This is a genomic window from Chryseobacterium indoltheticum, from assembly GCF_003815915.1.
Lineage (GTDB): Bacteria > Bacteroidota > Bacteroidia > Flavobacteriales > Weeksellaceae > Chryseobacterium > Chryseobacterium indoltheticum.
The window spans coordinates 3866182-3881815 of the sequence record NZ_CP033929.1 but is presented as its reverse complement, the minus strand read 5'-3'; the positions used below and the strand labels follow the sequence as shown (position 1 = coordinate 3881815).

5 protein-coding genes and 1 tRNA gene are annotated in these 15634 nt (G+C 38.3%); 5 read left to right on the top strand and 1 reads right to left on the bottom strand.

What is annotated here, in order from left to right:
- The first annotated feature begins 1019 nt into the window (after nucleotides 1-1019).
- Nucleotides 1020-6770: a hypothetical protein gene (locus tag EG358_RS17885; protein WP_115596455.1), complete on the top strand. Its 5751-nt coding sequence runs from the start codon at nucleotides 1020-1022 to the stop codon at nucleotides 6768-6770.
- 33 nt (nucleotides 6771-6803) lie between these two features.
- Nucleotides 6804-7358: a hypothetical protein gene (locus EG358_RS17880; protein ID WP_076563127.1), complete on the top strand. Its 555-nt coding sequence runs from the start codon at nucleotides 6804-6806 to the stop codon at nucleotides 7356-7358.
- Nucleotides 7359-7834: 476 nt separating this feature from the next.
- Here EG358_RS17880 and EG358_RS17875 read toward each other — a convergent pair whose 3' ends face one another.
- The gene (locus tag EG358_RS17875; RefSeq protein ID WP_228421479.1) at nucleotides 7835-8320 is read right to left on the bottom strand and encodes a hypothetical protein; all 486 of its coding nucleotides are present in this window, start codon (nucleotides 8318-8320) and stop codon (nucleotides 7835-7837) included.
- Nucleotides 8321-8839: 519 nt separating this feature from the next.
- On the opposite strand from EG358_RS17875, the gene EG358_RS17870 reads away from it, so the two are divergent.
- The 3 genes from EG358_RS17870 to EG358_RS17860 all read left to right on the top strand — a co-directional run bounded on the left by EG358_RS17870 (nucleotide 8840) and on the right by EG358_RS17860 (nucleotide 15483).
- Entirely contained in the window at nucleotides 8840-14590 is a 5751-nt protein-coding gene (locus EG358_RS17870) for a hypothetical protein (RefSeq protein ID WP_115596454.1), read from the top strand.
- A gap of 265 nt (nucleotides 14591-14855) precedes the next feature.
- Entirely contained in the window at nucleotides 14856-15185 is a 330-nt protein-coding gene (locus EG358_RS19890) for a hypothetical protein (protein ID WP_228421366.1), read from the top strand.
- Between the two features lie 227 nt (nucleotides 15186-15412).
- Nucleotides 15413-15483 (top strand) — tRNA-Gln (locus EG358_RS17860).
- The last annotated feature ends 151 nt before the right edge of the window (nucleotides 15484-15634 follow it).

Below are 15634 nucleotides of genomic sequence, written 5' to 3'. Positions count from 1 at the left end.
ACTTAGAAAAAACCTCTCATGCAACGTTTGCATTGAGAGGTTTTATTTTTTTAGAACGCATCGAGAATCACTGAAAATATACATGTTATTGTTTAATACGAAGTGCTGATGATGTGAGATCAGGAATTCTTTATTGAGATCGGTGAAAACAATTATCGTTTCGGCAAAAGATATTGCTGTAGGTCAATTACGGTTATAGACCGCTGATTCTACATTGATGAAGGAACTTAATACTGTTTATCCTTATCTATTCTGGTAAAAACGAAAGATAAAGCACAATTCAAAAATTGGCTGGAACTAAGACTTCAGGAAAAAAAGATGTGAAGTTCGAATACAGAATAATAAAAATTATCGCAGCTATTTTTCGAAATTCATATTGTTGAGTTTAAATAAAAGATGCCCTATGGAAATTGTGAATTTTTATCTCATAATTGCGTCTATTTCTTAAAAAAATTAATGCAACTGTATATTTTGGTTGTTTTCATTACTTGTAATGGTTGAAAATCGACTAATTTTTTAATTCGGTGATTAGTTATTTAGAACAACAGTAATTGAAAGTTTTTACACTCATTTTAATACGATAATCATTGTTTATAACTAAAAATTGAGCAAAATTAGTATATATCTGATTATAATAGATAATAATTATTGATTTTTAGAATATGCTTATTGTGCTGGCAATGAGTGTATATTATAGATATTGAAACCATAAAAAATAGCTTTGTGATACATATTCATAATTAACACTTTTTTTTAATTAGTTTATTGGTTTTCAGAGTTTTGTATATTTGGTAATTAACGTTTTTTTTATATGTTTTTATTAATGAGGAGATTAATTAATAGTATTTAATATATTTCTAAAATTAATTTGAATATCTTAGTCTCCTAAATTATGTTAAATTAAGATTGTTTAATTAATAATGATTATTTAAATGATTTTGCTAATATTTTAATGTTCAGATAAACATTTAAAAGTTTGTTTTGACTGAAGAATTTTCTGTATTAATAAAAACTGAACCATGATAAAAAAAACGACCCTCTTGAAATTTTTGCTTCGTCAAATATTTCTCCTTTCCCTCCTCTTATCAGGTATAATCTATGCTCAAACCGGACCAAATGACGATTTTGACGGAGACGGAATTATTAATTCCATTGATATTGATGATGATAATGACGGTGTACCGGATGCAACAGAAAGTCCGAACTGTTATTATACCGCCAGCGAAATAGCCATTCCTGCTTCTGTAACGACAACGGTTGCTAATTCAGGAACAATAGCTAATTTGTATGATAATAATCCTGCTACGCTATTTAATTTTACTAATGGTACTACTAAAGTAAATCTTACCGTCTTTGAAGTCACTCCAATCAGGCCTGTTGTAGCAGCGGGATTGCAGATTGAGATGAATTTTTACGGACAAACCGAATTTTCTAATACTGCAGCTTCTCTTACGATGGAAGGCTGGAATGGTACTGCATGGATCACATTGATGCCAGCATTTAATCCGAGCACTGCTCCTAATACTGCACAAGGATTTTACCAGACTTTTAATTTTACTCAAAATCAAAATACGGCTTACAGCAAATTTCGTTTACAGGGGCTTGCAGGCACAATTGTCGGAAGCCAAATAAGAGAAGTGAAAATGCTGATGCCCAATAATTATATTGCATCGCTCTATCCTAAAACAAGCTGTACAGATGCTAACATTGATGGGGATAATATTCTCCCTCATTTTGACTTGGACAGTGATGGAGATGGCTATTCTGATGCCCTGGAAGCAGGAGCTACAACCAACACCGCTTCTAATTACCAATTCCCGGATGTAGATGCGAACAACGATGGTCTTGTGGATGCAGTGGATGCAGATAATAATGGCTATGTAAATTATAATTCTACTTATTTTGAGTATGCTCTTAATAAAAATATCAGTGCCACGGCCGATTCAGATGGAGACGGCATCGCAGACGATGCAGATCTTGATGATGATAATGACGGCATACCCGATACAGTAGAATGTGGATCCGGCATACAGACGATAGCAGGTGGAGTTAAAAATCTAACAGAAACATTGCCTTCCGGTCTTAATGCTTCTAATGCTTTGTATAGTCAGTACGGTTTAATTATCAGAGAAAGAAGTAAGGTAGCACCTTATAATATCGTTCGTGATAACTTTAATATTGTCAGTCATTCAGGAGATGCTGATAACGAATATATTTTTTTTGCAGATGCTGTATCTTATTCATTTGAATACTATAATCCTTTTACAAATCAGAAAAGGCTGGTAGACAGAATTCAGGTTTCCGCAGAGCCGGCAACAGATGGCAGTACGCTTACATTAGTCTGTTTTGATGATGCAGGTACGGTTATTTATACAGGTACATTTCCTGATGGCTCTACAATGAGTGTAGATACTACCCAAACTCTAAATAACTCTAAAATTCATAGGTTTATAGTATCCGGTTCTCTTAATACTACAGGTTTTGATCAGGTTTTTGTACAAGGGATGTCAGTATTTGCAGGAAGTTGCGATACCGATGGAGATGGTGTGCCTAACCATTTGGATTTAGACAGCGATGGAGATGGATGCTCAGATTTGGCAGAATCAGGAGTAAGTCCTGTTACAGATGTAAGTACTCCGGCTTCTATAAACAATAATGTAGGAAGCAGCTATGGTATTGCCGCAAATAAATTGACCGGAAGCCAGCTAAATCCTTCTGCTGCCGATACAAATAATGATGGACTGAATGATAGCATAGATTCTGATGTAAATGGGGTTCCTAATTATACTTCTACTTATAATCTATATGCAACAAATTTAGCTATAAACGCCTGTACGGATACTGATGACGATGGAATAAATGACCTTACCGATATCGATGACGATAACGATGGTATATTGGATGCAACTGAAAGCCCGTCTTGTTTCTATACGTCCGGCGAAGCAGGAACAATAGAAGTAGTTTCCACATCATTGATAAATGATGATGGGGTAAATGTAGATTTACCTTTCATGCATGACGAAGCTACAGGAAATGTTACGGTTAGTAATAATGTGATAACAGATGGGCAGCCTATAAATGGCGCTGTCATATACAATATTGAATATCCTACAAAAGTAAAGCTGACAAGTATTTCACATTACGGGACTACTTTCGGTACAAGTGCTACGGCAAAAATACAGGGTTCTAATGATAAAATCATTTGGGACGAGCTAATGACTGCAGCAACGGCAGCGATAGCTAATCCGAAAGTTTTTACCGTTAATAACAATACCGCCAATAGTTATCGATATTACCGAATTGTAAAAGTGGCAGGAACTACAACATCGGCTATTACGACCTTTGAGATTACATCCATTCAGAATACAGCAGGATACATTCCTTCTGCCAATCCCAAACCTATCAATTGTACGGTAGATACCGATGGCGATGGTATACCCAACCATCAGGATTTAGACAGTGACGGTGATGGTTGTCCGGATGCAAGAGAATCTGGTGTTTCGACTAATGCTGGAGCATCTGCTTCAATGTCTGCAAGTGGTGGAGCGATTTACACGGGTGGTATTCCATCAGGAACTGCCAATGCTTATGTAGGAAACGGTACGCCAGCTCAATATGGTACCAACGGTTTCTTTAATGGTATTGAAACGACTGTAGAGAGTGGTCTTTATAACGGGACTTATACCTATCCTTTTGCTATTAGCAATGCTATTAGTCTTTGTGCTGATACCGATGGAGATGGTATTAATGATTTTGTAGATATTGACGATGATAATGATGGGGTTGTCGATGCGCTAGAAAGCCCATCTTGTTTCTATACAGCAAGTGAATGGAATACTGGGGCGAAACCTTTCTATGGGGTTACAATTTCTTCGGGATTAACGACTACGACGGCTAACTTTAGCCAATTAATCGATGGCGTAAGCGGTACAACGGCAGTTGCTTTCTCTGCATCGCCTGCACAATCGAATGCAAATGCGAATGTTTACCTGTTTAATTTTGCTCAACCTGTAAAACTAGATGCATTATATCTTCAATTTAATACAACAACCCAGTTTGGTGGAGTGACAAAGATTCAAGGGTCTAATACTAATAATGGAAGTGACTGGGTAGATCTTTCTGCCTCAATTGGAGCAGGGCCGGCTACTAATATTACAGCAAATGGTGCAGTAAGTGTAACCACTTCTATCAAATATCCGGTGACGCTTAATACAGCAACGGCTTATAAATATATCAGAATCACAGGAGGTGCTACCGCATCAAACATGATTGCAGCCAATGCTTCTGAAGTTTATTTTGATTTTAATAATGCATCATATATAGCGTCATCTTATCCTAAGACCACCTGCGCTAGCGATACCGATGGTGATGGTATTCTTAATCATTTAGATTTAGATAGCGATGGTGATGGTTGTAGCGATGCTATGGAAGGAGGAGCAACAAGTAATTTGACTGCTAATTATAAATTTACCGGATCTGTAGGGACTAACGGATTAGATAATTCCTTAGAAACGGCAGATAATGGTATCGTTACCTATGTTTCTACATATAATATGTATGCTATCAAAGCCTCTATTAAAGCATGTACTGATACCGATGGTGATGGTATAGTAGATGTAATAGATATAGATGATGATAATGATGGAGTGCTGGATGTTGTTGAGTCACCTTCTTGTGCTATTGTAGATAGAGATGATGCGTCTAATGTGTTAGTATGGGATTTTGAACAGACTCTTCATACTTTACCAACCACAGAGTATAACGCTGCTCAAACACAACCATATAATGTGCGTACTTTTGGTCCTGGTGTTGTGGATGTGTCTGGCGCCAATGTCTTAAAGTTTACAGGGGCTACAGCAGCGAACTTCGATGATGCCGTTGCGAATGGAGATTATATGCAATATTATTTTACTACGACTTCAACCTATTTGTCAATCGATAAAATATCTAATTATACCATTCAAGCACCATTAAAAGAAGGTGTTATCATATCTACTGATCCAAGCTTTGCTACCTATACAGTTTTAACTACTGGGGCGACAACTGTAACCGGAGGTAATATTGTGTATAATACCATGGATACTTATAGTAATTATCCTTTAAATTTGAATACCAGATACTATGTAAGATTTATTTATTATGGATTAACTGGCACAACAGCAAGCTACGTAGATGCTGTAGGATTAAGCTTTAATGGCATTTCAAATGCAGAATCTTGTCTTAATGGCTTAGATATAGATAATGATGGTATTCCCAATCATTTAGACCTCGACAGTGACGGCGATGGTTGTCCGGATGCTGTAGAAGCAGGAACGGCATCTCAGGCGGGTGCAGGAAACACCTCAGCAGGAACTTTAGTAAATACAAGCGGTACACAAACAGGGGTAGCCAACGCTATTGTAGGTAATAATACTCCTGCAGCCTATGGCACAAACGGATTCTACTCTGGTATTGAAACAAATGATACCTCATCTGCTGCATATACCGGCATATATAGCTATAATCAATATGCGATTGTAAGCACTCTAAATTTATGTACAGATACTGATGGTGACGGAATAATCGATCTTAATGATATAGATGACGACAATGATGGTATTGCAGATGCCGTTGAAAGCCCGGCTTGTTTTTATACCGCTGCGGAAGCTAATACTATCACAAATGTTACTTCTCCGCTTAATGCAGCTGCCGGAGATCCTACAGCAAATACAGAGATTGCTACTTTACATAATGGCAATACATCTGATGCTAATCCTTATAATTTTGTAAGCCAATCGGTAGCATCGGGAGCGACGATCTTTACAGTTACTTATCCAACACCGGTTACTTTAAGTTCTCTTACTGTTACCCAGATTGCAAGCGGCATGTCTACTAATGCCAGTACGTTTGGAAAGCTATATGGCTCTGTTGATGGGGTAAGTTATATTTTACTGACAAGCGGTAATGGGATTGCACTAAACACCACTTCGGTAACTTTTGCCAATGCTGTGACTACTCCGTACAGATATTACCAGATCAGATCTGTAGGTACAGTAGCGGCAGGTAACACTGCAGCTTTCAATACAGGAACTGCAGGTATTCAGGAAATATCGTCTGTTATAGCTGTTACACCTGTCTACCTTGCTTCAGCTCATCCTAAACCGGTAATTTGTTCTGTAGATACCGATGGTGATACCATTCCGAATCATTTGGATCTGGATAGCGATGGCGACGGATGTTCAGATTTGGCAGAGTCAGGAGTGAGTCCTGCAACGGATATCATTACACCGTTGTTGACCAATAATGCTGGTGGAAGTTATGGGATTGCCAACCCGAACGGTAGCCAGCTAAATCCGACTGCTGCCGATACTAATAATGACGGTTTGAATGACAGTGTTGATGCTGATCTAAACAGCATCACCAATTATACTTCTACTTATTCTAACGCCATTAATGCAGCAATAGCATCTTGTACGTTATTCTGTTACAGACCTGCCGTTTTATCAGGAACAGTTTTGAGCACTCCACAAGGGATCACTTCTTTACACCGAGCGGGGGTAGATGCTGATAACTGGCCAATGGTAAGAAAAGGGGCATGGACGGCTTTGGAAGCCAAAACAAAAGGTTTTGTACCTAATAGATTGACGTTGGCTCAGATTAATCTTATTCCGGCAGGTGATCTGAGAGAAGGAATGATGGTATATAACATTAGTTCAGACTGTCTATACATTAATACCGACGGAACGCCGACTGGCTGGAAATGCTTTAATACACAGGCTTGCCCGGATTAATAGTAATTTATTAAATTTAAAACACACAACTAAATGATAACACACAATAACATCATAACTTCAGCAGCAGTACTCCTTATGAGTACACTGCTGATTCCTGCTCAGGTGGCAGTAGGGAAGGGATCGGTGCAAAACAGTTCTATTTCCTTAGAATTCGGAAACGAAAACCGGGGCATGATACTTCCCTGGGTAACCAATACAGGTGCTGTTTCTGGCGCCGTTGAAGGAACGGTAGTCTACGATCTTTCTGATCATAAAGTGAAAACAAAAAATATATCAGGCTGGAGAGATCTCTCGGTAGACCTCACCGGTACCACGATAGATCCTTTAAACCCTGCTGTAGATCTTGTAACGATACAGAATAATGTAACGACAGAAAACCTTGATGCGGTGGTAAGAATCGGTACACCGACAGCAACACCGGGAATATTGGTTTTAGAAGATACCAACAAGGCAATGATTCTTCCCAGAGTTGCGAGTCCGCATCTGAATATTATTAATCCTGCACCGGGAATGATGGTTTACGATACCACTGCCAAACAGCTTGCTGTTTTCAACGGTACAGTATGGAGCTTCTGGAAGCCGTAACATATCTTTAAAAAACTTAAAAATACCTCTCGTGCAGATTGCATGAGAGGTATTCTTTTTTTTTTTTTTTGCATTGAGAAATCAACATTATATGCTGATCATAAGTCTTTGTATTTCTTTGCTAAATGAAATCGAAGATTCGACGAAGTCAAATGCCTTTATTTAACTTAAAAAGCACATTCATTATAAAAACATTGTCTTTCGTTGCGATAATAAAGCAAAAGCTTCTGCCTGTTTTCGAAAACCAATGATTAAAATGCGCAAGCGTAATGCGTTATCAGCTGAGCTAAAAGCTTCAATATCCGACCTATATACTTAAAAGCTTGACTAATACACTCCATTATTTGAGTAAAATACCCAAACATCAGACCTAAATGCTCAAATGTTTGAGTTAAAAGCTCAAGTGTTTTAGCTGACAGCTTAAACATTTGAGCTCAATGCTAGAATGTCGGAGTAAAAAGGTCGGGCTAAAACAATTATATGCCGCCAGCTTTGTTTTCTAAAGAGGCCTTGCCTCGGGGAAAACGTTTGCTTAGGTCTTCAGCAATGGTTTTTGCTTCCGCATCTCCTGCTCTGGCGGCCAATTTTACGCTGCCATAGTAATAAAGAGCTTGCACGTAGGCTTCGTGCCCGGTAAGCATGATGGTATCTTTCATCATTTCACCTACTTGTTGAGATACCGCATATAATGGCAATAAAGCCTGGTTGGCAGTGTAATCTTTTTTGCACTCTTGCGCATCCATCATCGTAGGGACAAATTTGGGGTTGGCTATAGTGTACTCGATAACTTTGTTGACGAAAGCAACGCTTTTATCACTCATTTTAGGAAGCGTTTTTCGTTCTTCTACCGTCATGTTTCCCATGTAGGGAGCTAGCAGATCTTTAATCTCCTGAAACTTTGAGCTTACTTGTGTGATAATTTCCTGAGGAATTTCTACACTGATTTGATTTTTAGACATCATTTATTGTTTTTAAAGTGTTTTTATATTAAGAAGTTAATATACCACAATGTTGAAAAATAATCGACAAGAAATAGAGAACAGCAGAATATTAATTGAGGAATAGATTTGTGTTTTTGTGTTTATCAAATGTAATAAAAATTATAAATAGAAAAATAAATAGGGTCATTTTTTTGAATAATAAATTCAGGAACGTCTCTTCACATATTTAAAAGATGACTCAGTTAATTGTAAGAAAAAGTAGTAAGAAGTACTAAGATAAAGTACAGTTCTGTTGTTGAATTTTTTGTTAAATTATCGTGATTCCTGAGTGAAATGCACAAGTTGATATTAGGTATATTTAATATGTTGTGTGCAAAATAAGTTATTAATTTTAATATTTTTAAGTATTAATGTTGAAATTATTTAAAATTTATATACTTTTGTTAAGGAATATTTGTTTATTGATGTAGTATTTAATATTGCTGAATTATCAGTATTAAACAAGTATTTTAAGGAAATAACAATCTTAAAAAAACACAAATGATGAAAAAAACTATCCTCTGGAGATTTTTGTTTTGCCAAATATTTCTCCTTTCCCTCCTCTCATCAGGTATAGTCTATGCTCAAACCGGACCAAATGACGATTTTGACGGAGACGGAATTATTAATTCCATTGATATTGATGATGATAATGATGGTGTACCGGATGCAACAGAAAGTCCGAACTGTTATTATACCGCCAGCGAAATAGCCATTCCTGCTTCTGTAACAACAACGGTTGCTCATTCAGGAACAATAGCTAATTTGTATGATAATAATCCTGCTACGCTATTTAATTTTACTAATGGTACTACTAAAGTAAATCTTACCGTCTTTGAAGTCACTCCAATCCGGTCTGTTGTAGCAGCGGGATTACAGATTGAGATGAATTTTTACGGACAAACCGAATTTTCTAATACTGCAGCTTCTCTTACGATGGAAGGCTGGAATGGTACTGCGTGGATCACATTGATGCCAGCATTTAATCCGAGCGCTGCTCCTAATACGGCACAAGGACTCTACCAGACTTTTAATTTTACTCAAAATCAAAATACGGCTTACAGCAAATTTCGTTTACAGGGGCTTGCAGGCACAATTGTCGGAAGCCAAATAAGAGAAGTAAAATTGCTGATGCCTGATAATTATATCTCATCACGCTATCCTAAAACAAGCTGTACAGACGCTAATATCGATGGGGATAATATTCTTCCTCATTTTGATCTGGACAGTGATGGTGATGGCTATTCTGATGCCCTGGAAGCCGGAGCTACAACCAACACCGCTTCTAATTACCAATTCCCGGATGTAGATGCTAACAACGATGGTCTTGTGGATGCAGTAGATGCTGACAATAACGGCTATGTAAATTATAATTCTACTTATTTTGAGTATGCTCTTAATAAAAATATCAGTGCCACGGCCGATTCAGATGGAGACGGCATCGCAGACGGTGTAGATCTTGATGATGATAATGACGGCATACCCGATACGGTAGAATGTGGATCCGGAATACAGACTATAGCAGGTGGAGTTAAAAATCTTACAGAAACATTACCTTCCGGTCTTAATGCTTCTAATGCTTTGTATAGTCAGTACGGTTTAATTATCAGAGAAAGAAGTAAGGTGGCACCTTATAATATCGTTCGTGATAACTTTAATATTGTCAGTCATTCAGGAGATGCTGATAACGAATATATTTTTTTTGCAGATGCTGTATCCTATTCATTTGAATACTATAATCCTTTTACAAATCAGAAAAGGCTGGTAGACAGAGTTCAGGTTTCCGCAGAGCCTGCAACAGATGGCAGTACGCTTACATTAGTCTGTTTTGATGATGCAGGTACGGTTATTTATACAGGAACATTTCCTGATGGCTCTACAATGAGTGTAGATACTACCCAAACGCTAAACAACTCTAAAATTCATAGGTTTATAGTATCCGGATCAAATAATACAACAGGTTTTGATCAGGTTTTTGTACAAGTGATGTCGGTATTTGCAGGAAGTTGCGATACCGATGGAGATGCTGTGTCTAACCATTTGGATTTAGACAGCGATGGAGATGGATGCTCAGATTTGGCAGAATCTGGCGTTTTGCCTAATCCGCCGGGCGACATCAGTACGCCATCATCTACTACCAATAATAACGGAACGAGCTATGGTATTGCCGCAAATAAATTGACAGGAAGCCAGTTAAACCCTAATGGTATTGATTTAAACAATAATGGTTTAAACGATTCTGTAGAAAGTACAACAACACCAGGAGCTGTTAATTATCCTTCAACTTATAACCCTTATGCGATAGGATCTAATTATGCAGCTTGTGCTGATACAGACGGGGACACCATATTAGATATTAATGACATTGATGATGATAATGATGGGGTATTAGATGCTGTAGAAAGTCCTTCTTGTTTCTCTACTGCTGCTGAAATTGCTGTTCCGCAGTCTGTTACAACACAGGTTGCAAACACAGGTACAATTGCTAATGTTTATGATAATAATATAGCTACAACATTTGCTTTTACAAATAATTCTACCAAAGTTAATTTAACGGTCTTTGAAATTACGCCTTCAACTCCTTTAAAGGCAATTGCGCTATACATTCGTTATAATGCTGCCACTGCAAATGCATTGGGTGCTACGGGCAGCTCAGTGAGCGTTGATGGATGGAATGGTACTATATGGATACCCTTGCATACTTACACTCCGGCTAATTCGTCGGCTAATATTCAGAGTTTTGCAATTCCAAGCGGTTCGCAGGCAATATATACAAAATACAGATTACAAGGCATCCTTGGGACAGTATCTAATGTAGATATTACAGAAGTAGGTTTAACAGCAGCTTCCGATTATATTCCTTCTGCACACCCGAAATCAACATGTACTAATGATCCCGATGGTGACGGTGTACCCAACCACAGAGATCTAGATAGCGATGGTGACGGATGTAGTGATTCTGTAGAAGCAGGAAATACAGTCTATACAAGTAATAATACGACCACTTTCAATACGGGAGCCGATGCTAATAACAACGGATTGCTCAATCAGTTTGAAAGTTCTACCACTGCAGGAACCATCAATTATGTTTCAACCTATACTGATTATGCAACCAATGCAGCAATAAGCGCTTGTTTGGATAGTGATGGAGATTTGATACCTGATGTTAAAGATATAGATGATGATAATGACGGGGTTTTGGATGTGATTGAAATGATACCTTGTGAAGCTCTTTCAGCTGATGGATCATTTGAGATATTGCAACCAGTTGCCAGTACGAGTGAATGGACCAATGAGACCAATGGCAATAACCAAAATAACATACATGGAAATGCTACTGTTTCATCAGGTTGGATAGAAACAACTAATTCTATTGATTCATGGAATCCTACAACTCTTTTGAATGGAGCTTATAGAATACCTGTTGTTGGCTCCGGAAATTGGGGCGGAATAGCAAACGGAATGAAAGCGTCTCCAAGCGGAGGTATATTTGTTGGCGGATTAACAAATGCCAATATTATTGAAGGAATGAAAACTACTGTTTCTGGTTTAACGATTGGTGTTCCTTATAAATTAACATTTTATCAGGCCAATGCAGGTATCGATGGAACAACTCCTGTTAATGCTACAACTCCTCAAATTCGTTGGAAAGTTCAGTTAGGAAATGAAATACAATATTCTCCGAGTTTGCCTTTTCTAGGGCCACTTAATCAGGAGTGGTCTCAGGTAGAAATGACATTTATACCTACGGCAACATCACATGATTTAACCTTTACAACAAATAATGAAGTCTCTAGTGGAAATATCCAATACATTGTGCTTGATGGTGTAAGTTTAGTAAGTACTTTAGCTTGCGGTGCTTTCACCGATACCGATAATGATGGTATCCCTAACCGTCTAGACTTGGATAGCGATGGCGATGGCTGTCCGGATACTAAAGAAGCGATTCTTTATAACCACTCAACGGAAGCATCTGTACCCGGGACTGTTAAGAATGGTAGTGGAGGAGCAGTAACTTCTACCACTCCTAATGTTCCCAATGCAATGGTGCCGGGACCTTATGGCAGCAACGGTTTCGCTGATGCTTTACAATCTGCCTCCAATCCTGATGCGTATAAACATGTGTATACTTACCAATTTATTGCTGACGCTGCAGATGTGAGTGCTTGTGACAATAAATTTTTGATGGATATCGATACTGATGATGACGGGATTCCGGATGCGGTAGAATCACCTTCTTGTTTTTATACAGAAGCCCAGGCTATGGATATTACTGAAGCAGTAACTTCAGACTTTACATGGGCAACAGCTGATCCGCTCTCAAATACTTATGATAATAATACAGCAACAACCAATTATGGGGCAGTAACTCCAGCAGTGAGTATTCAGAATAAAGCATTGATTACTTTTGATCTGCCGGTCATTGATGCGGCACTCATCGACAATGTAAAATTGAATGTAGGTGGTGTAGCTTTCGGGGGTGGAAAATGGAAGTTGCAAGGCTTGGACATTGATACCAATATGTGGACAGATCTGTCTGATACTTTAGGTCAAAATATGTTGACTGCTAACTCTACATATACCTTTAGCAACACCCAACATATTACCACAAGATATCATTCTTACAGAATTATAGGGATTGATAATGTGAATATTACCAATAATGCCCGATTAATAGAATTCACGATTCAGTATAAAAACTATAACCCTTCTCTACATCGTACCAAAATGGGATGTAATTCTGACAACGATGGCGATGGCGTTCCCAACTATGTAGACCGAGACAGTGATGGTGATGGTTGTCCGGATGCTGTAGAAGCAGGTATTGATAAAGCTTTATTAGTTCCGGCTAATTTCTTTAATGCAGGAGGTAATGTTCCGGGAACTCATGTTATTGTTGGTGGTAATTATGGAGATAACGGGATAGGTGATAATGTAGAGACCATGCCGGATAGCGGTATTACTAATTATGCATCTACTTATACTCAATATGCAATAAATTCAGCTTTGAATGTATGTACGGATACTGACGGCGACGGCATTATCGATCTTAATGATATAGATGACGACAATGATGGTATTGTAGATGCTACAGAAAGCCCGGCTTGTTTCTACACTGCAGCTGAAGCCAATACTATCACTAGTGTTACTTCTCCGCTTAATGCAGCTGCCGGAGATCCTACAGCAAATACTGAGATTGCTACTTTACATAATGGCAATGCATCTGATGCTAATCCTTATAATTTTGTAAGCCAATCGGTAGCATCGGAAGCGACGATCTTTACAGTTACTTATCCAACACCGGTTACTTTAAGTTCTCTTACTGTTACCCAGATTGCAAGCGGCATGTCTACTAATGCCAGTACGTTTGGAAAGCTATATGGCTCTGTTGATGGGGTAAGTTATATTTTACTGACAAGCGGTAATGGGATTGCACTAAACACCACTTCGGTAACTTTTGCCAATGCTGTGACTACTCCGTACAGGTATTACCAGATCAGAGCTGTAGGTACAATAGCGGCAGGTAACACTGCAGCTTTCAATACAGGAACTGCAGGTATTCAGGAAATATCATCTGTTATAGCCGTTACACCTGTCTACATTGCTTCAGCTCATCCTAAACCTGGAATATGTTCGGTAGACACGGATGGGGATGGAGTTCCTAATCATTTGGATCTAAACAGTGACGGCGACGGATGTTCAGATTTAGCAGAGTCAGGAGTGAGTCCTGCAACAGACATAAGTACGCCTGCTTCAGTAACGAATAATAACGGCTTAAGCTATGGAATAGCGGCATTTAAATTATCAGGAAGTCAGCTTAATCCTATGGCAACAGATGCCAATAATGACGGATTGAACGATAGTGTAGATCCCGATCAAAATGGTATTACCAATTATGCCTCTACTTATGCCAATGCGATTAATATGGCTATTGCAAACTGCTTCTGCTATGTGCCTGCTGCTACATCAGGAATAGTTTTAGACACACCACAAGGTATTACTTCTCTGGGAAGAGCAGGAGTAAATGCCGATAACTGGCCAATGGTAAGAAAAGGGGCATGGACTGCTTTGGAAGCTAAAACCAAAGGTTTTGTACCCAACAGGTTGACAATTGCTCAGATTAATCTTATTCCGGCAGGTGATCTGAGAGAAGGAATGATGGTGTATAATATTAGTTCAGACTGTCTATACATTAATACGGACGGAACTCCGACTGGTTGGAAATGCTTTAATACGCAGGCTTGTCCGTAATTAATAAAGGTGATTTTAATTTTAAAACGCACAATTGAAAATGATAAATAAGAATAATATTATAACTTCAGCAGCAGTACTCCTTGTGAGTACGCTGTTGATTCCTGCTCAGGTGGCAGTAGGGAAAGGATCGGTTCAAAACAGTTCCATTTCCTTAGAATTCGGAAACGAAAACCGGGGCATGATACTTCCTTGAGTAACCAATACAGGTGCTGTTTCTGGCGCCGTTGAAGGAACGGTAGTCTATGACCTTTCTGATCACAAAGTGAAAACAAAAAATATATCAGGCTGGAAAGATCTCTCGGTAGACCTCACCGGTACCACGATAGATCCTTTAAACTCTGCTGTAGATCTTGTAACGATACAAAATAATGTAACGACAGAAAACCTTGATGCGGTGGTAAGAATCGGTACACCGACAGCTACACCGGGAATATTGGTTTTAGAAGATACCAACAAGGCGATGATTCTTCCGAGAGTTGCGAGCCCGCATCTTAATATCATTAATCCCGCACCGGGAATGATGGTGTATGATACCACCGCCAAACAGCTTGCTGTTTTCAACGGTACAGTATGGAGCTTCTGGAAGCCGTAAGAAGATGTATCGTTGATGTCAAATAAAAATGATAATGAATTGAAGTCTACCAATTAATATGACTTCAATTCATTTTTTTTTCTAAAAAATTGAATCATTGAGAAGAACGTCTAATAAACAGATGATTATGTTGAAAGTAAGCTGATGAGGTAAAAGAAAAATCAAAAAAAATAGAAATTGATTTGCAGATAAAGAAAAAATCTGTAAATTTGCATCACTAAAAATACAGACCCATGGTGTAACGGTAGCACTCTGGTTTTTGGTACCATCAGTTGGGGTTCGAATCCCTGTGGGTCTACAAAGAGCCTTGTTAATCACTCGATTTTCAAGGCTCTTTTGTTTTTAATAATAACCTCAGTTCGGGATAAGCGATTCTGATAATAGTTTTTAAATCATTAAACGCAAAGATTTTATCATTAAACTATCTATTTAAAAAGCAAAGACAAAGA

Excerpts from the sequence above, each read along its gene's own strand:
- EG358_RS17875 (WP_228421479.1), bottom strand. The coding sequence starts at position 8,320 with ATGATGTCTAAAAATCAAATCAGTGTAGAAATTCCTCAGGAAATTATC.
- EG358_RS17885 (WP_115596455.1), top strand. The coding sequence starts at position 1,020 with ATGATAAAAAAAACGACCCTCTTGAAATTTTTGCTTCGTCAAATATTT.
- EG358_RS17880 (WP_076563127.1), top strand. The coding sequence starts at position 6,804 with ATGATAACACACAATAACATCATAACTTCAGCAGCAGTACTCCTTATG.
- EG358_RS17870 (WP_115596454.1), top strand. The coding sequence starts at position 8,840 with ATGATGAAAAAAACTATCCTCTGGAGATTTTTGTTTTGCCAAATATTT.